The sequence below is a fragment of the Streptomyces sp. 147326 genome (assembly GCF_045000215.1).
Lineage (GTDB): Bacteria > Actinomycetota > Actinomycetes > Streptomycetales > Streptomycetaceae > Streptomyces.
The window spans coordinates 6,952,544-6,969,794 of record NZ_CP134201.1; the positions used below are offsets into that span (position 1 = coordinate 6,952,544).

17 protein-coding genes are annotated in these 17,251 nt (G+C 71.0%); 12 read left to right on the plus strand and 5 right to left on the minus strand.

The annotated features are described in order from the left end of the window. Window positions 1-5: 5 nt before the first annotated feature. Window positions 6-1,547, minus strand: a complete 1,542-nt coding sequence (locus RIU97_RS31925) for a hypothetical protein (protein ID WP_404961010.1) — start codon at window positions 1,545-1,547, stop codon at window positions 6-8. A 166-nt stretch (window positions 1,548-1,713) separates the two neighbouring features. Here RIU97_RS31925 and RIU97_RS31930 point away from each other — a divergent pair, with 166 nt between their 5' ends. Together RIU97_RS31930 and argH are read left to right on the plus strand one after the other, a co-directional pair. Next, the gene (locus tag RIU97_RS31930; RefSeq protein WP_404961011.1) at window positions 1,714-2,907 is read left to right on the plus strand and encodes an argininosuccinate synthase; all 1,194 of its coding nucleotides are present in this window, start codon (window positions 1,714-1,716) and stop codon (window positions 2,905-2,907) included. A gap of 125 nt (window positions 2,908-3,032) precedes the next feature. Further along, complete coding sequence (gene argH / locus RIU97_RS31935; RefSeq protein ID WP_404961012.1) at window positions 3,033-4,460, plus strand: argininosuccinate lyase; 1,428 nt, start codon at window positions 3,033-3,035, stop codon at window positions 4,458-4,460. Window positions 4,461-4,582: 122 nt separating this feature from the next. Here argH and RIU97_RS31940 read toward each other — a convergent pair whose 3' ends face one another. Further along, window positions 4,583-5,098, minus strand: coding sequence for an HAD domain-containing protein (locus RIU97_RS31940; protein WP_404961013.1), 516 nt, complete (start codon window positions 5,096-5,098; stop codon window positions 4,583-4,585). Between the two features lie 89 nt (window positions 5,099-5,187). Here RIU97_RS31940 and RIU97_RS31945 point away from each other — a divergent pair, with 89 nt between their 5' ends. The 3 genes from RIU97_RS31945 (at window position 5,188) to RIU97_RS31955 (ending at window position 8,825) form a co-directional block, all read left to right on the plus strand. Further along, entirely contained in the window at window positions 5,188-5,739 is a 552-nt protein-coding gene (locus tag RIU97_RS31945) for a TetR/AcrR family transcriptional regulator (RefSeq protein ID WP_404961014.1), read from the plus strand. Continuing rightward, window positions 5,736-7,280, plus strand: a complete 1,545-nt coding sequence (locus tag RIU97_RS31950) for an MFS transporter (RefSeq protein ID WP_404961015.1) — start codon at window positions 5,736-5,738, stop codon at window positions 7,278-7,280. Before RIU97_RS31945 ends, RIU97_RS31950 begins: the two co-directional genes overlap by 4 nt. Before the next feature lie 69 nt (window positions 7,281-7,349). Continuing rightward, a complete protein-coding gene (locus RIU97_RS31955) occupies window positions 7,350-8,825 on the plus strand; it encodes a membrane-associated oxidoreductase (protein ID WP_404961016.1) in 1,476 nt (491 codons plus the stop codon). 3 nt (window positions 8,826-8,828) lie between these two features. Here the strand turns inward: RIU97_RS31955 and RIU97_RS31960 are convergent, their stop codons facing one another. Continuing rightward, complete coding sequence (locus RIU97_RS31960; protein ID WP_319723276.1) at window positions 8,829-9,458, minus strand: lysophospholipid acyltransferase family protein; 630 nt, start codon at window positions 9,456-9,458, stop codon at window positions 8,829-8,831. A gap of 327 nt (window positions 9,459-9,785) precedes the next feature. Between RIU97_RS31960 and RIU97_RS31965 the strand changes: the two genes are divergently transcribed. The 3 genes from RIU97_RS31965 (at window position 9,786) to RIU97_RS31975 (ending at window position 12,137) form a co-directional block, all read left to right on the plus strand. Further along, entirely contained in the window at window positions 9,786-10,949 is a 1,164-nt protein-coding gene (locus tag RIU97_RS31965) for a glycerophosphodiester phosphodiesterase (RefSeq protein WP_404961017.1), read from the plus strand. Window positions 10,950-11,020: 71 nt separating this feature from the next. Then, entirely contained in the window at window positions 11,021-11,593 is a 573-nt protein-coding gene (locus tag RIU97_RS31970) for an RNA polymerase sigma factor (protein ID WP_404961018.1), read from the plus strand. A 37-nt stretch (window positions 11,594-11,630) separates the two neighbouring features. Further along, window positions 11,631-12,137 (plus strand): GNAT family N-acetyltransferase, encoded by a 507-nt coding sequence (locus tag RIU97_RS31975; protein ID WP_319723282.1) that lies wholly within the window; start codon window positions 11,631-11,633, stop codon window positions 12,135-12,137. Window positions 12,138-12,187: 50 nt separating this feature from the next. Here the strand turns inward: RIU97_RS31975 and RIU97_RS31980 are convergent, their stop codons facing one another. Together RIU97_RS31980 and RIU97_RS31985 are read right to left on the minus strand one after the other, a co-directional pair. Continuing rightward, window positions 12,188-12,610 (minus strand): hypothetical protein, encoded by a 423-nt coding sequence (locus RIU97_RS31980; protein ID WP_404961019.1) that lies wholly within the window; start codon window positions 12,608-12,610, stop codon window positions 12,188-12,190. Beyond that, window positions 12,603-12,971, minus strand: a complete 369-nt coding sequence (locus RIU97_RS31985) for a hypothetical protein (protein WP_404961020.1) — start codon at window positions 12,969-12,971, stop codon at window positions 12,603-12,605. Before RIU97_RS31985 ends, RIU97_RS31980 begins: the two co-directional genes overlap by 8 nt. Window positions 12,972-13,552: 581 nt before the next feature. Between RIU97_RS31985 and RIU97_RS31990 the strand changes: the two genes are divergently transcribed. From RIU97_RS31990 to RIU97_RS32005, 4 genes are all read left to right on the plus strand, one after another. After that, entirely contained in the window at window positions 13,553-14,608 is a 1,056-nt protein-coding gene (locus RIU97_RS31990; protein ID WP_404961021.1) for a methionine ABC transporter ATP-binding protein, read from the plus strand. Next, window positions 14,605-15,273, plus strand: a complete 669-nt coding sequence (locus tag RIU97_RS31995; protein WP_404961022.1) for a methionine ABC transporter permease — start codon at window positions 14,605-14,607, stop codon at window positions 15,271-15,273. The genes RIU97_RS31990 and RIU97_RS31995 overlap by 4 nt, the downstream gene beginning before the upstream one ends. Window positions 15,274-15,383: 110 nt before the next feature. Further along, window positions 15,384-16,247, plus strand: a complete 864-nt coding sequence (locus tag RIU97_RS32000) for a MetQ/NlpA family ABC transporter substrate-binding protein (protein ID WP_404961023.1) — start codon at window positions 15,384-15,386, stop codon at window positions 16,245-16,247. Between the two features lie 298 nt (window positions 16,248-16,545). Next, on the plus strand, window positions 16,546-17,235 hold the full coding sequence (locus RIU97_RS32005) for a GNAT family N-acetyltransferase (RefSeq protein WP_404961024.1): 690 nt from the start codon (window positions 16,546-16,548) through the stop codon (window positions 17,233-17,235). Window positions 17,236-17,251: the final 16 nt, after the last annotated feature.

Here is a 17,251-nt window from a genome sequence, read left to right on the forward strand (position 1 = left end):
GGTGATCAGTATCCGTCCGTCGTGGTGGTGCGGGGGAGTCCGAGCTGTGAGCGCATCCGCTGCAGGACGTAGTCGCTGAACACTCCGGTGCAGCGGTCCAGCAGGGCGCCGACCTCCGGATCCCGGACCGGAAGGGCGGGCGGACGGTAGGGGGACCACAGGCTCCCGAGGCGTTGCCCGGCGACCACGCGCAGCCCCGCGTCCTCGTCCGACAGCAGGTCCACGGAGGCCCGCAGCCCGGCGACACCGCCGCGCGCGAACAGCAGCCGGTAGGCGGCCCGGCGGGTGTGCAGCGGCCGCTCGGGCGCGATGCGGGTCAGCAGCCAGTCGGCGGGCAGCTGCCCTGCCGAGGCGCGCAGGCTCACCGAGGCCTCCCGGGCCACGCCCGGCGAGGGGTCGTCCAGCAGCGGCCGCAGCAGCGCGAGGTCGGTGACGTCGAGGAGGCGCAGCCCCGCGACGGCCGCCGCCCGGACCGCCCCGGCGGGGTGGTCCAGCAGGGCGCGCAGCAGCGGGGCGTCCGCGCGGCCGGCGCACTCGGCGAAGCCGGTCACCGTGTACCGGGTGATCCGGTCCGGGTCCTCGACCAGCTCGCGGAGGTACGCGTACGGGTCGCCCCCGCCCTGGCGCAGGAGCCAGCGGGCACAGGCCCGGACCGTTCCGGAGCGGTCGGTGAGGTGGTGCACGGCCTCAGTGGCCCGCCCAGCCCGGCGCAGGGCGGTGACCCCGGCGGCCCGGACCATCGGGAGGTGGCCGCCCAGCAGGGCGTCGACGGCCGCGTCCACGTCCGCGTCCGCGTCGGCCCGGTCCGGCCCGTCGCCCGGAGCCCCGGCGGCCAGCGCCGCCAGCGCGGCGTCGGTCCACAGCGTGCTCGTCACCGGGTCCTGCTCGACGGCGGCCCGCCGGGCCAGTTCCCGTACGCCGAACAGCCCGCGGTCGAGGGTGATCCGGGTGGCGAAGCGCCGGGTCGCCAGGTCCGGGTTCCACCGCAGCCACGCCAGTACGGTGTCGGGCTGCTCGCCGGTGCGGGTGTGCGCGGGCCGCTCGGCCCGCCACCAGGTCGCGGGCCGGGCCGGGCGCCACCACGGGGCGAGGACGGGGTCCTCGGCGCGCAGGGCCGCCTCGAAGTGCTCCAGTGCCCAGGCGCCCTGTTCCCGCCGCCCCAGCCGCAGGACCAGCGGGGTCAGGTCGGTCAGCGTCCGCGCGGGGTCGGCGGCCAGGGCCTCGCCGAGGACCCGGCGGGCACGTCGCCGCACCGCCGGGACCCAGTCGGCACACCGGATGGCGACGAGCGGGAGCACCGGGTCCGGCTCGTCGAGCGCGGCCGCGCGGATCCGGCCGTCGCGGTGGCACAGGCGGGTCTCCAGGCGGTCGAAGCACGGCAGCGAGGTGCCGTGCGCGCGGGCCTGCCGGACCTCCTCGTCGAACGCGGTCCAGGCCGCCGGCCGGTCGGGGAGCCGGACTCCGCCGATCCCGACGCGCCTGCCGCCGAGCAGTCCCGCCGCCGCGGCCCGCCCGTTCTCCGCGTCCTGTCGCTCCCAGGCGCTCATGTGCCCTCCCCCTGTCCACGCGTACCCGGCGAGCCTAGGCGGTGTCCGGGGGATGGCGCGCCCCATATTCCCCCTGGTCAGGAGCCTCGCGGTGGAGTCGATTGACGAAACATACGGAGTAGTGCATAGTTATGCCTGTCGTTGAATGCACCGTAAGGAGAAACCCGTGACCGAGCGCGTCGTACTCGCCTACTCGGGCGGCCTGGACACCTCCGTCGCCATCGGCTGGATCGCCGAGGAGACGGGCGCCGAGGTCATCGCCGTTGCCGTGGACGTCGGCCAGGGCGGCGAGGACCTGGACGTCATCCGCAAGCGCGCGCTCGACTGCGGTGCGGTCGAGGCCGAGGTCGCCGACGCCTCCGACGAGTTCGCCAACGAGTACTGCCTCCCGGCGATCAAGGCGAACGCCCTCTACATGGACCGGTACCCGCTGGTCTCGGCGCTCTCCCGGCCGGCCATCGTCAAGCACCTGGTCGCCGCCGCCAAGAAGCACGGCGCCACGACCGTCGCCCACGGCTGCACCGGCAAGGGCAACGACCAGGTCCGCTTCGAGGCGGGCATCGTCGCCCTCGCCCCGGACCTCAAGTGCATCGCCCCGGTCCGTGACTACGCGATGACCCGCGACAAGGCGATCGCCTTCTGCGAGGAGAAGCAGCTCCCGATCGCGACCACCAAGAAGTCCCCGTACTCCATCGACCAGAACGTCTTCGGGCGCGCCGTCGAGACGGGCTTCCTGGAGGACATCTGGAACGCCCCGATCGAGGACATCTACGAGTACACCTCGAACCCGGCCCTGCAGCGCGAGGCCGACGAGGTCGTCATCTCCTTCAAGGAGGGCGTCCCGGTCGCCATCGACGGCAAGCCCGTCACCGTGCTCCAGGCGATCCAGCAGCTCAACGACCGCGCCGGTGCCCAGGGCATCGGCCGGATCGACATCGTCGAGGACCGTCTCGTGGGCATCAAGTCCCGTGAGGTGTACGAGGCTCCGGGCGCGATCGCGCTGATCACCGCCCACCAGGAGCTCGAGAACGTCACCGTCGAGCGCGAGCTGGCCCGCTACAAGCGGCAGGTCGAGCAGCGCTGGGGCGAGATGGTCTACGACGGCCTGTGGTTCTCCCCGCTCAAGCGGGCGCTGGACGGCTTCATCAACGAGGCCAACCAGCACGTCACCGGTGACATCCGGATGACGCTGCACGGCGGCCGCGCCGTCGTCACCGGCCGGAAGTCGGACGAGTCGCTGTACGACTTCAACCTCGCGACCTACGACTCGGGCGACACCTTCGACCAGTCCAAGGCCCAGGGCTTCATCGAGATCTTCGGCCTGTCCTCGAAGATCGCGGCGCGGCGCGACCTCGCCTGACCGATCAGCAGTACGTGACCGCCTCCCCGTTTCCTCCGCGGCGGGGAGGCGGTTTCACATCCGAAAAGCATGCCGTACAGGCCGTACAGGCCGTACAGGCCATGCAGTCCTGAGGAGCAGTAGCTGTGAGCAGCAACAAGGGTGACGTCCGGCTCTGGGGCGGCCGGTTCGCCGACGGTCCCGCCGAGGCCCTCGCGAAGCTGTCCGCGTCGGTCCACTTCGACTGGCGCCTCGCGCCCTACGACATCGCCGGCTCGCGCGCCCACGCCCGCGTGCTCCACAAGGCGGGCCTGCTCACGGCCGAAGAACTCGACCGCATGATCGCCGGGCTGGACCAGCTGGAGGCCGACGTGGCCGACGGCTCCTTCACCGGCACCATCGCCGACGAGGACGTGCACACCGCCCTGGAGCGCGGCCTGCTGGAGCGGCTCGGCGCCGACCTCGGCGGCAAGCTGCGCGCCGGCCGCTCCCGCAACGACCAGGTGGCCACCCTCTTCCGGATGTACCTGCGCGACCACGCCCGGACCATCGGCGGTCTGGTCGCGGACCTCCAGGACGCGCTGGTCGGCCTCGCCGAGAGCCACGCGGACGTGGCGATGCCGGGCAGGACCCACCTCCAGCACGCGCAGCCGGTGCTCTTCGCCCACCACGTACTGGCCCACGTGCAGTCCCTGTCCCGGGACGCGGAGCGGCTGCGGCAGTGGGACACCCGGACCGCGGTCTCCCCCTACGGATCGGGCGCCCTCGCCGGCTCCTCGCTGGGCCTGGACCCGGAGGCGGTCGCCGCCGACCTGGGCTTCGAACGGGGCTCGGTCGGCAACTCCATCGACGGCACGGCCTCGCGTGACTTCGTCGCCGAGTTCGCCTTCGTCACCGCGATGATCGGGATCAACCTGTCCCGGATCGCGGAGGAGATCATCATCTGGAACACGAAGGAGTTCTCCTTCGTGACGCTGCACGACGCCTTCTCCACCGGCTCGTCGATCATGCCGCAGAAGAAGAACCCGGACATCGCGGAGCTGGCGCGCGGCAAGTCGGGCCGCCTCATCGGCAACCTGACCGGTCTGCTCGCCACGCTCAAGGCGCTGCCCCTGGCGTACAACCGGGACCTCCAGGAGGACAAGGAGCCGGTCTTCGACTCCTGCGACACCCTCGAGGTCCTGCTGCCGGCGTTCACCGGCATGATGGCCACCCTCACGGTCAACCGGGAGCGGATGGAGGAGCTGGCCCCCGCGGGGTTCTCGCTCGCCACCGACATCGCGGAGTGGCTGGTCAAGCAGGGCGTACCGTTCCGGGTGGCGCACGAGGTGGCCGGCGAGTGCGTCAAGGAGTGCGAGGCGCTCGGCATCGAGCTGGACGAGCTCACGGACGAGCAGTTCGCGAAGATCTCGGAGCACCTGACCCCCGAGGTCCGGACCGTCCTCAACGTCAAGGGCGCCCTCGCCTCCCGCAACGGCCGCGGCGGCACCGCCCCGTCGGCGGTCGCGGTCCAGCTGACCGAGCTGAAGGCCGACCTGGTCATCCAGCACGCCTGGGCGGTCCACAAGCGGTAGGCCCGAGCGTGGCCGGGGGCGGGGGAGCCGATGGGCTCCCCCGCCCCTTCGGCGTTACGGGCGGAGCGCGATCCGTTGACGACCGCGCATCGTTCGCGCGAACACGGGTAGTGGTCGCCGCATCACAGTGAGTCCGCCCAGTTCGTCAGGGTGTCGAAGTCCTCCCCGGTCAGGCCGATCTGCTCGTCGATCCGCAGGAGCAGCGCGTGCGCCGGGTGGTGCTGCTCGACGTACTCGTGGTCCATGGCCCCGATGTCGTCGTCGATCCAGGCGAAGGGGCGGCCGCCCGCGTACTCCAGGACGTACTGGGTCTTCCAGAACGTGCCGCGCGGTGCGCGGCCGTGCATCGACGGCCAGTCGATGAAGGGGAGCCGGGGCAGGCCGAGATGGGGGCCTATCCAGTCGTTCGCCTCGTCCTTCCAAGTGGTGGCCCAGACCAGTTCGTACGCGTTCGCGAGTGCGAGCAGCTCCTCCCCGTGGGCGGGATTCAGCCAGACCCGCAACGGCTTCACGCTCTCCGCCTCCCGCCAGCCCGTGGGTCGCATCCGGTGGGTGGTGTAGCCCTCGGGGCGGCGCTGGGCCTTGGCCGCGTAGGGGTTCAGCGGTCCGTCGACATCGATCAGCAGCAGTGGCTTCATCGGCACAGATTCCCTTCCGGTTGCCCGTACAGCAGCCCATTTTTCGCGAGAATGAGACAGTGACGTCTCATTCGGGGTATGCTTGTCTCATGGCCATGGACCGTGACCAGGTGCTCCGCGACGCCGCCGCCCTGCTCTCCCGCAAATCGACCGCCACGATGGACGAGGTCGCCCGCGCCGCAGGGATCGGCCGCGCGACCCTCCACCGGCACTTCGCCGGGCGCGACGCCCTCGTACGGGCCCTCGAAGAACTCGGCATCCGGGAGTTCGAGGTGGCGTTCGACCACGCCCGTCTCGACGAGGGCACGGCCGTGGAGGCGCTCAGACGCCTCGTCGCAGAAGCCGAGCCCAACGCCGAACTGCTGGCCTTCCTCGTCACCGAGAACCAGCTGTTCGAAGGCGAGGAGATCCACGAGGGATGGGCGCGGCTCGACGCCCGCGTCACCGCCCTGTTCCGGCGCGGCCAGGAAGAGGGCGACATCCGCATCGACCTGAGCCCGGCCTGGCTCACCGAGGCCCTCTACGGCCTCATCGGCAGCTGCGCCTGGGCCGTCATGGACGGCCGGGTCGCCGCCAAGGACTTTCAGTACATGATCATCGAGCTGCTGCTCGGTGGCGCCAGACGGAGTGTGGAGAAATGAGCCGTACCGAACAGCTGAGCAGGCAGACGGGGACGGAGGGGAAGAGCAAGGGGCGCTGGCTCGCGCTCTCCGTGCTCGTCCTGGCCGTGCTGCTGGTCGCGGTGGACGCCACCGTACTCGGCCTCGCCACCCCTTCCCTCAGCGAGGACCTCAAGCCGTCCGGCACCCAGCTGCTGTGGATAGGCGACATCTACTCCTTCGTCATCGCCGGACTCCTGGTGTCGATGGGCAGCCTCGGCGACCGCATCGGCCGCAAGAAGCTGCTCCTCGTCGGCGCCACCGCCTTCGGCGCCGTCTCGGTCCTCAACGCCTACGCGACCAGCCCCGAGATGATGATCGTCGCCCGGGCCCTGCTCGGCGTGGCGGGCGCCACCCTGATGCCGTCCACCCTCGCGCTGATCCGCAACATCTTCCACGACCCCAAGGAGCGCAGCCTCGCCATCGGCATCTGGGGCGCCACCGCCTCGGCCGGTGCGGCCGTCGGCCCCGTCGTCGGCGGAGCCCTGCTCCAGCACTTCTGGTGGGGCTCGGTCTTCCTCATCAACCTCCCCGTGATGGTCGCCCTGGTCCTCGTCGGCATCAAGCTGCTGCCCGAGTCCAAGAACCCGGTCGCGGGCCCCTGGGACCTGGTCAGCGTCGGCCTCTCCCTCGTCGGCGTCATCGCCGTGGTCTACGCCGTCAAGGAAGTCGCCACCCACGGCCTGACCTGGGAGGTCGTGGCCACCGCAGGGCTCGGCGCGGGCGCCCTGTACGCCTTCGTCCGCCGCCAGTTCACCCTGCCGTCCCCGCTGCTCGACATGCGGCTCTTCAAGCACCGCGGCTTCTCCGGCGCGGTCCTCGCCGACCTGCTCACCGTTTTCGGCCTCTCCGGACTGGTCTTCTTCCTCTCGCAGTTCCTGCAGCTCGTGCAGGGCCGCGGGCCGCTGGAGGCCGGCCTCGCGGAACTGCCCGCCGCCGTCGGCGCGGTGGTCACCGGCCTGATCGCGGGCAACTACGCCCGCAAGTACTCCGTACGGTCCATCGTGGCCGGCGGCCTCGGCGCCATCGGCCTGGCCCTGGCCGTCCTGACCGTGATCCACAAGGAGACGGGCTACCCGCTGCTCGGCGCGGCCCTGCTCGCCGTCGGCCTCGGCGCGGGCTTCTCCTTCACCGTCACGGCCGACGTGATCCTGTCCAGCGTGCCCAAGGAGCAGGCCGGTTCGGCCTCCGCCGTCTCCGAGACCGCCTACGAACTCGGCGCCGCCCTCGGCATCGCCCTGCTCGGCTCCATCGTCACCGGCGTCTACCAGGGCTTCACCGCCCCGGCTTCCGTCAGCGGACCGGTGGCCGACGCCGCGCACGAGTCCCTGGGCGGGGCGGTCGAGGCCGCCAGGTCACTGGACCCGGCCACCGCCACGCAGATGGTGGGCGCCGCCCAGGACGCCTTCGTCGACGGCCTGCGCCTCGCCTCCGGCGTCGGGGCGGCCGTGCTGCTGGCCACCGCCGCGGCCGCCTGGTTCCTGCTGAAGGGCCAGCGGCTCCAGGACGGCATCGAGCACTGACGTCCCGCCAGAGGGTGGTGTCCCGAGCGGAGTTGACAGTCCGTCGAACCGCGGGACACCATCCCGGCGATGGAGATCAACGACCTGACCCCGGCGGAGCGCCGCATCTGGGACGCCTTCCCGCGCGGTGAGGGCGTCGACTTCCGCGAGCACGCCGACGACAGCTCCGTGGACGGAGCCGGCTGGGGGCCGGAACGCACCGTCCGGGCGGAGGTGCTGCGGGCCCTGCTGCTGGGCGTCGGCCGCGCCGAGGAGGGCCGGGTCGCCGGACTCAAGGTCAAGGGCGCGAAGATCGTCGGGAAGCTCGACCTCCGGTATGCGGTCGTCGACCATCCCATCCGGCTGCGCGACTGCTGGTTCGAGCGCAAACCCCTGCTGTACGGGGCCCAGCTGCGCGCCCTCGTGCTCGGCTACTCCACCCTCCCCGGCCTCACCGCGGCCACCGTGCGCGTCGACGTGGTCCTGCGGCTCTCCTGCTGCCGGATCACGGGCCCGGTCCGCCTGCAGGGCTCGAAGATATCCGGGGGGCTCTTCCTCCAGGGAGCCGTGATCGGCCCCACGAGCGGCGAGGAGGCGGACGAGCCCCCGCTCCAGCTCAATCACGTCGAGGTCGACACCGACATCATCGCGAACGACCTGACCGTGCACGGCCAGCTCCGCCTCAACGGCGCCACGGTCGGCGGCCAGATCCAGCTCGACCGCGCCCGGCTGCTCGCGCCCGGCGCCATCGCCCTGCACGCCGAGAACCTGACCGTCGGTACCGACCTGCGCGGGCACCGGCTCAAGGCCGAGGGAATGGTCAACCTCACCGGCTCCCGCATACCGGGCCAGGCCAACCTGACCCGGGCCGATCTCGACAACACCGGCGGGACCGCCCTGCGCGCCTCCAGCTGCGCCATCGGCGAGCTGTGGCTGCGCCGGTGCGATCAGATCCGGGGCGATGTGAACCTGCGCCGCTCCACCATCGACCTGCTCCACATCGATCCGCAGGCCTGGCCCGCACGGATCGCCGTCGACGGCCTCACCTACCGCACCCTCGCCCCCCACCTGCCGGCCGAGCAGCGACTGCCCGCACTGGAGCGGGAGGAGTCCGGATACCTCCCGTACGCCTACGAACAGCTCACGGCCGCGTACCGCACGGCGGGCGACGAGGCCGCGGCCCGGACCGTCCAGCTCGCGAAGCTGCGCCGGCACCGGCGCACCCTGCCGCGGCACGCCCGGCTCTGGGGGCTGCTCCAGGACGGCACCGTCGGCTACGGCTTCCGGCCGCTGCGGGCCACGGGCTGGCTGCTGGCGCTCCTGCTGACCGGGACGATCGCCTACGGACTCGCCCCGCCCCGGCCGCTCAAGACGGGGGAGGCCCCCGACTTCAACGCGGTCTTCTACACGATCGACCTGATGCTGCCGATCATCGGCTTCGGGCAGGAGTCCGCCTACGCGCCGAGCGGCTGGTACCAGTGGCTTTCGTACCTGCTGATCGTGACCGGCTGGATCCTCGCCACCACCACGGCGGCGGGCGTCAGCCGGTCCCTGCGCAGGCAGTGACCGCTACGCGGCCTTGGCCTTCGTCGCGTACATGTCCACGTACTCCTGGCCCGAGAGCCGCATGACCTCGGCCATCACCGAGTCGGTGACGGCGCGCAGCACGTAGCGGTCGCGGTCCATGCCCTCGTAGCGGGAGAACTCCATCGGCTCGCCGAAGCGGACGGTGACACGGCCCGGGCGCGGCATGCCGGCGCCGCCGGGCTGGAGCTTGTCGGTGCCGATCATCGCGAACGGGACCACGGGGGCGCCGGTCATCAGGGTCAGGCGGGCGATGCCGGTGCGGCCGCGGTAGAGGCGGCCGTCGGGGGAGCGGGTGCCCTCGGGGTAGATGCCGAAGATCTTGCCCTCTTCGAGGATCCGGCGGCCGGTCATCAGGGCCGCGACTCCGCCGTTGGCCCCGTCACGGTCGACGGGGATCATGCCGGCCCCGGTGAAGAACCAGGCCATGGCGCGCCCCTTGATGCCCTTGCCCGTCACGTACTCGTCCTTGCCGATGAAGTGGACCGTACGGTCGCAGACCAGCGGAAGGATCATGGAGTCGATGAAGGTGAGGTGGTTGCCCGCCAGGATCACCGGTCCGTCGCCGGGGATGTTCTCGACGCCCTCCACGCGGGTGCGGAACATCATGCGCATGACCGGTCCGACAGTGGCTTTGATGAGGCGCGTACGGAACAACGTGGGCCCTCCGGCATCGAAAAGCGGGGTTCTCGCACTCACCACACGGCGGTGGTGCAGGTGAGGACGATACTCGCGGGTCACGTCCGAGCGCACATCGGGTTCACGTGTCGGATACGCAGTGTTGACACACGTTCGCGCCAAGTTCCCCGGATGTGACGTCGCCGCACCCCCTGCGGCCACCCCCCTTTGCCTACCATCGGCACGCCGATCAGGGGCCGCGAAATGCCGGGACATCGGAGATCCCGGGCCCGCGGACCTTCGCGACGACGAGGAGTGGCACGCATGACACAGGGTGGGGCAGCGCGGCGCACGGTCCTGGGGGCGGCCGTCCTGGCGGCCGGGGGCGGCATCAGCGGACTCGCGGCGGGACCGGCGTCCGCCACGAGCGGCGGGCACGGCGACGGAGGCCACCGGGACCTCCCCCACCCGACGGTCATCGGCCACCGCGGAGCCAGCGGCTACCGGCCCGAGCACACGCTCGGTTCCTACCAGCTCGCGCTCGACATGGGCGCCGACGTCATCGAGCAGGACCTCGTCCCCACCAAGGACGGGCATCTGGTGTGCCGCCACGAGAACGAGATCGGCGGCACCACGGACGTCGCCGACCACCCGGAGTTCGCGGCGCGCCGGACCACCAAGTCCGTCGACGGGGTCTCCGTCACCGGCTGGTTCACCGAGGACTTCACCCTCGCCGAGCTGAAGACCCTGCGCGCGAAGGAACGTATCCCCGCCGTCCGCCAGCGCAACACCCTCTACGACGGCCAGTGGGCGGTGCCCACCTTCGAGGAGGTCCTGCGCTGGGCCAACCGGGAGGGCCGCCGCCGCGACAAGCAGGTCTGGCTGCACGTGGAGACCAAGCACCCCAGCTACTTCCGGGCGCTCGGCCTCGGCCTGGAGGAGCCGCTGGCCCAGCTGCTGCGCCGCTACGGACGAGACCGTCGCGATTCGGCCGTCTTCCTCCAGTCCTTCGAGCCCTCCAGCATCCAGCGGCTCTCCCGGCTGGTCTCCGCGCCCCGCGTGGTGCTGCTCTCCGCGGCGAACACGCGTCCTTGGGACTTCGAACAGGCCAAGGACCCGCGGACGGTCGCGGACCTGGTCAAGCCCGAGGGCCTGAAGTGGATCGCCGGCTTCGCCCAGGGCATCGGCCCGACCATGGACCTGATCCTCCCGCGCACGGCGGACGGCAGGCTCGGAGCCCCGACCACCCTGGTGAAGGACGCCCACGCCCGCGGGCTGGTGCTGCACCCCTACACCGCGCGCAACGAGAACAGCTTCCTGCCGGCCGAGTACCGCAAGGGCACGGATCCGGCCGCCTACGGCGATGCCCTCGCCGCCTTCCGGACGTACTTCGAACAGGGCATCGACGGGATCTTCACCGACAACCCGGACACCGGACTGCTCGCGGCCGAGGCCTTCCGCCCCGGCCGACGCCCCGTCAACGGCTGAGCGCGCCTTCCCGAACGAGTGGGCCGGGCCCGGGGGAAACCGCCGGGCCCGGCCCACTCGTCCCGCCCGGCATGGACCTGCTGAAGGCTGACCTCTTTGAGAAGCTCGGCCCGCTGCTCTCCGCGGAGGCGGCCGCGGAGGCCGCGGGCACCGGAGTGGACGCGGCCGACCTGGAACAAGCCGTCTGGGTCAGGCTGCTGGAGAGCGGCCGGCGCGCACCCGACCCCGACGAGCCGGCGGAGCCGGCGCGCTGGCTGCGCCGCGCGGTACGCGCGGAGGCCCGCCTGGCCCGGCGCCGGGCCCGCCGGGAGATCCCGTACGACGGCCCGACGGCCGGCGGCGGCGCGGGAGACGAGCCCGCCGCCGGGCGTGAACCCGCCGCGGGGGCCGAACCGGAAGACGCCCTTCTGCACGGGGAGGTGAACCGCGCACTCCGATCGGCGGTCGCCCGGTTGCCCGGACGCTGCCCCGAGCTGATGAAGGCACTTCTTTCGCCCAGAGACCTCACTTACCGTGAAATCGCAGGAGAGTTGGGTATCTCACAAGGAAGTTTGGGGCCCGTCCGTTCCCGATGCCTGGGATGTCTGCGCAGAATGCTGGCGGCAGAGGTTGCGGCTCCTGGCCTTCGGGGAAAGGAGCGGTAGACCAACGGGCTACCAGGTGAGCTGGAGGCATGCGCACATGGGCATGAGCGTGACCATTTCGGCGGCGGCTGCCGAGGACGCTGAGCAGATCTTCAAACTGCAGTACCTGGCCTTCCAGCGCGAGGCCGAGCTGTACGGCAACTACCTCATCCAGCCGCTCACCCAGTCCCTGGACTCCCTCAAGGGAGAGCTGGCGGCGGACACGGTCCTCGTGGCCCGGCTCGGCGACGAGATCGTCGGCACGGTGCGCGGCAGCGTGGACGAGGACGGCACCGGCAAGATCGCCAAGCTGTGCGTCCACCCGCGCCTGCAGGGACACGGACTCGGCGCGCGCCTGCTGCGCGCGGTCGAGGAGGCCCTCGCGAGCCCCGGCACCACCACCCGCTTCCGCCTGCACACCGGGCACAAGAGCGAGTCCAACCTGCGCCTCTACCGCAAGGCCGGCTACGTCAAGGTCGGCGGCCGCACGGCCTCCGACGGGGTCCAGCTGGTGATCCTGGAGAAGGAGGCCAAGGACCCGACCGACTTCACGGTCAGCGCGTAGCCGTTCGGTCCGCAGTCGGTCGGCGCCCGCCGCCGGCGGCGCCCGCTCGCTCAGCGCTTCGTGCGCAGCCAGAGCATCCCGGTGATCGGCAGGATCACCGGGATGAACAGGTATCCCATCCCGAAGGCCGACCACACGGTCGTGTCGGGGAAGGCGTCGGGGTTCACGAGGGTCCAGGTGCCCACGGCCAGTACGCCGGCCAGCTCGGCGGCGCAGCAGACCAGCGCCGCCTTGCGGGCCGTCTCCCCGCCGCGCACCAGCGAGTACGTGATGAAGGCGTAGGCCAGCGCCGCCACGGCGGACAGCGAGTACGCGAGCGGCGCCTTGCCGAACTCGGTGGAGATCTGGAAGGCGGAGCGCGAGACCGCGCCCACCACCATCACCCCGTAGAGCCACACCAGCAGCAGCCCGGGCCCGGAGACCAGTCGCTTGCGCCCGGCGGGAGTGGCGGTCGTCGTCTCAGCGTCAGGCACCGGTGGTTCCCCAGATGTCGTAGAGCCGCACTTCGAGGACGGCGAGGACGACCGCGCCGGCGGCCACCGTCACCGATCCCCATCTGGTCCGCTCGGTCAGCGAGAGCATGCCGGCCGCCGGCACCGCGGCGAACGCGCCCAGCAGGTACGACACGAAGATCACCGTGCCCTCGTCGGGCTTCTCGCCCTGGCCCAGCTTGACCAGGCCGATCACCAGCTGGACCAGGACCAGCACGGTCACGACGGCCATCCCGATGAAGTGCCAGTCCTTGGTCGGCTGGTCGCGCCATGCGGCGTGGCCGCACCAGGCGGCGAGGGCGAGTGCGGCCACGCCTATGGCGACCGTCAGGGCGTCGAGCATGCAGCGAGGGTATTACGGGCCGAAAGACCCGATGCGCGCGCCCCTTCCGGCCGGCCGCGCGCTCCGCCCGCCCGGCCGCGGTGCGCGGACCGTGGTCTTGACCACAAAGGCCCGTCCCGGCGGGCTCCGTGCCGGTGCGGACGTACGCGCCCGTGGGCCGCGTCGGCGCAGGTCAGGGGTGAGATCTCGGCAAGCGGCACGCAAGGGTGCCGTCCGGTATTCGGGCGGAATGCGTCCGCTATCCGGACATCGTTGATCGGTCAGGGGGGACGTCTGCTTTACTTGGGCCCATGACCACGACGAGCAGCCGCACCCTTGCGACCGAGGCGACGATGACGCCCGGTGCTCGTTGTATGTGTCGAATGTGCGCCTTCTGAGGGCCCCTTCCTGAGCCTCGCGCCCCGAAGCGAGACCAGCCGCGCCAGAGCGTCACCAGCTGATGAACGGCACGGCTCACTCCTGCCCCGCGCATGCGACCAAGCCATCGTTTTCTGACGGTTCGTCCCGTATCGCGTCCCCAGATGTTTGCCCCGTGCCCGGCACCCCCGCTGCGCCGTGCACTCGACAGCGACGGAAATCCTGTGATCACCACATCGGGCCTCACGAAGGTCTACCAGTCCCGTGGCCGCGAGGTCACCGCCCTGGACGGCGTCGATCTCCACGTCCGTGAGGGCGAGGTGTACGGAGTCATCGGCCAGAGCGGCGCCGGCAAGTCCTCCCTGATCCGCTGCGTGAACCTGCTGGAGCGACCCACCACCGGCACCGTGAGCGTCGACGGAGTCGACCTCACCGCGCTCGCCGGCCGCGGCCGGCGAGCCGGCAAGGAGCTCCGCGAGGCCCGCAGCCGCATCGGCATGGTCTTCCAGCACTTCAACCTGCTGTCCTCGCGCACCGTCCAGGCCAACGTCGAACTGCCCCTGGAGATCCTCGGCGTCTCAGGACGCGAGCGCTCCCGCAAGGCACTCGAACTCCTCGACCTGGTCGGCCTCGCCGACAAGGCCAAGGCCTACCCCACCCAGCTCTCCGGCGGCCAGAAGCAGCGCGTCGGCATCGCCCGCGCCCTGGCCGGCGACCCCAAGGTGCTGCTCTCCGACGAGGCCACCAGCGCCCTGGACCCCGAGACCACCCGCTCCATCCTCAAGCTGCTGCGCGACCTCAACCAGCAGCTCGGCCTCACCGTGCTGCTCATCACGCACGAGATGGACGTGGTCAAGACCGTCTGCGACTCGGCCGCCCTGATGAAGAACGGCCGGATCGTCGAGTCCGGCACCGTCGCCGAACTGCTCGCGACCCCCGGCTCCGAGCTGGCGGGCGAGCTCTTCCCGGTCACCGGCGCGGCCACCGGCCCCGACCGCACCGTCGTCGACGTCACCTTCCACGGTGAGGCCGCCGCCCAGCCGGTCATCTCGCAGCTCTCGCGCACGTACAACATCGACATCTCGATCCTCGGCGCCGCGATGGACACCGTCGTCGGCCGGCTGATCGGCCGCATGCGCATCGAACTGCCCGGCCGCTACGAGGACAACGTCGTGCCGGTGGGCTTCCTGCGCGAGCAGGGCCTCCAGGTCGACGTGATCGACGAGGCCGACGAGATCGACGACGAACTGGCCGCGCTGGTCAAGGATGGTGCGAAGTGACCTGGTCCGAAATGCAGCCCCTGCTCACCCAGGGCACCTACGACACCCTCTACATGGTGCTGTGGTCCACCCTGGTGACCGTGCTCGGCGGACTGCCCATCGGCATCCTGCTGGTACTCACCGACAAGGGCGGCCTGCTGCAGAACCAGCCGCTCAACAAGGTCCTCGGCGTGATCGTGAACATAGGCCGCTCGCTGCCGTTCATCATCCTGCTGATCTTCCTGATCCCGGTCACCACCGCGATCGTGGGCACCTTCATCGGTCCCACCGCCATGATCGTCCCGCTGGCCATCGGCGCCGTCCCCTTCTTCGCCCGGCTCGTCGAGACCGCCGTCCGCGAGGTGGACCACGGCCTGATCGAGGCCGTCGAGTCCATGGGCGGCGGCATCCCCACCCTCGTCGGCAAGGTGCTCCTGCCGCAGGCCCTGCCCTCGCTGGTCGCCGGCGTCACCACCACCGTCATCACCCTGGTCGGCTACTCCGCCATGGCCGGCGCCGTCGGCGGCGAAGGACTCGGCTCCAAGGCCATCACGTACGGCTTCCAGCGCTTCGAGACCGGCTTCATGGTCGCCACCGTCGCGGTCCTGATCGTCCTCGTCACGGTGATCCAGCTGCTCGGCGACGGCGTGGTCCGCCTCCTGGCCCGCCGCGGCCGCACCGCCTGACCGGCCCACGGGCCACCCCCGGCTTTCCCACCCCGCAGAGCCCGCACTTGTCGTGCTTGGGCCACCACCAGCAAGTCTTCGGAACTTGTTCAGCAAGAAAGGCACTCTTCGTGCGTAAGAACATCAAGCTCACCGCCCTCGCCGCCACGGCCACCGCGCTCGCCCTCGGCCTCACCGCCTGCGGCAGCTCCTCGGACCCGTCCTCCAGCAAGGCCGACGGCGGCAAGACCGACGAGAGCAAGCCGCTCGTCATCGCGGCCTCCCCGAGCCCGCACGCCGACATCCTGAACTTCGTCAAGGACAACCTCGCGGCGAAGGAAGGCCTCAAGCTCGACGTCAAGGAGTTCACGGACTACGTCCTGCCGAACACCGCCACCGAGCAGGGCCAGGTCGCCGGCAACTTCTTCCAGCACAAGCCGTACCTCGACGACTTCAACAAGAAGAACAACACGCACGTCGTGCCCGTCGCGAACGTGCACCTGGAGCCCCTCGGCCTCTACTCCAAGAAGGTCAAGGCGATAGCCGACATCAAGGCCGGCCAGACCATCGCCGTCCCCAACGACACCACCAACGAGGGCCGCGCGCTCCATCTGCTCGCCGCGAACAACCTGATCACCCTCAAGGAGGGTGTCGGCACCAGCGCCAAGCTGTCCGACATCACCGACAAGAAGGGCCTGGAGTTCAAGGAGCTGGAGGCCGCCACGGTCCCGCGCGCCCTGAACGACGTGGACGCCGCCGTCATCAACGGCAACTACGCCATCGAGGCCAAGCTGTCGCCCGCCAAGGACGCGCTGATCCTGGAGAAGGCCGAGGGCAACCCCTACGCCAACTTCCTCGCGGTCAAGGAAGGCAACCAGAACGACCCGCGGATCCAGAAGCTCGCCAAGCTGCTGAACTCCGACGAGGTCAAGAAGTTCATCGAGGAGAAGTACCAGGGCTCGGTCATCCCGGCCTTCGGCACCCCGGCCTCCTGACCCGGCACCCCGGCCTCCTGACCCGGCACCCGGCCTCCTGACCCGGCACCCCGGCCTCCTGACCCGGCGGGCCGGCCCCCGGGCCCGGCCCCGCAGTCAGGAATCTCGGCCCCGCACGCCCCTGACGGCGCGCGGGGCCGAGCTCTGCCCGCTTCCGGGCAACCCGGCCCTGCACATCCCCCGGTCGATGCTGCATGCTGTGGCCTACGACCCGTGGAGGCGGCCCCGCACGAACGGTCCCTCACCACGGTCGCATCGCACCACGGTCGCACCACGTTTCTCAGGCATGGAGCTGCGCATGACTACCACCTTCCCGGACGTCACCATCAGCACGGACCGGCTGGTGCTGCGCCCCTTCGAGGAAGAGGACGTCACCGCGCTCACCGAGATGATGAACGACGAGTACGTCACCGCCTGGACCACCGTGGCACACCCCTACACCCACGCCGACGCGCACGGGTGGGCCACCCGCGACTCCCACGCCGAACGCACCGAGGGCCGCGGCATCGTCTTCGCCGTCACCGAGTTCCTCACCCAGCGCCTCGTCGGCATCGTCCACCTCCAGAACACCAACTGGCGCACCCGCGCCACCGAGGTCGGTTACGTCACCGCCCCCTGGGCCCGCGGCGAGGGCTACGCCAGCGAGTCCGTCCTGGCCGTCGCCCAATGGCTCTTGCGCGACCAGGGGTTCGAGCGCCTCGAACTGCGAACCGCCGCCGACAACACCGCCTCCCAGCAGGTGGCGCAGAAGATCGGCTGCATCAGCGAAGGCGTGCTCCGCAACGCGTGGATAGTGCGCACGCAGACGCCCGACGGAGGCTGGACCGACACCCGCACCGACCTCATCGTCTGGAGCCTCGTCCCCGAGGACCTCGACGAAGGCGACGGATACGACGGCTACGACTCCTACGACGGATACGCGGTCAGCACCGCCTTCGGGCAGCGGGCCGACGCGCACGGCCGCGCCGTCGGCGCCGACTGGAACTGAACCGATGACCGGGTAG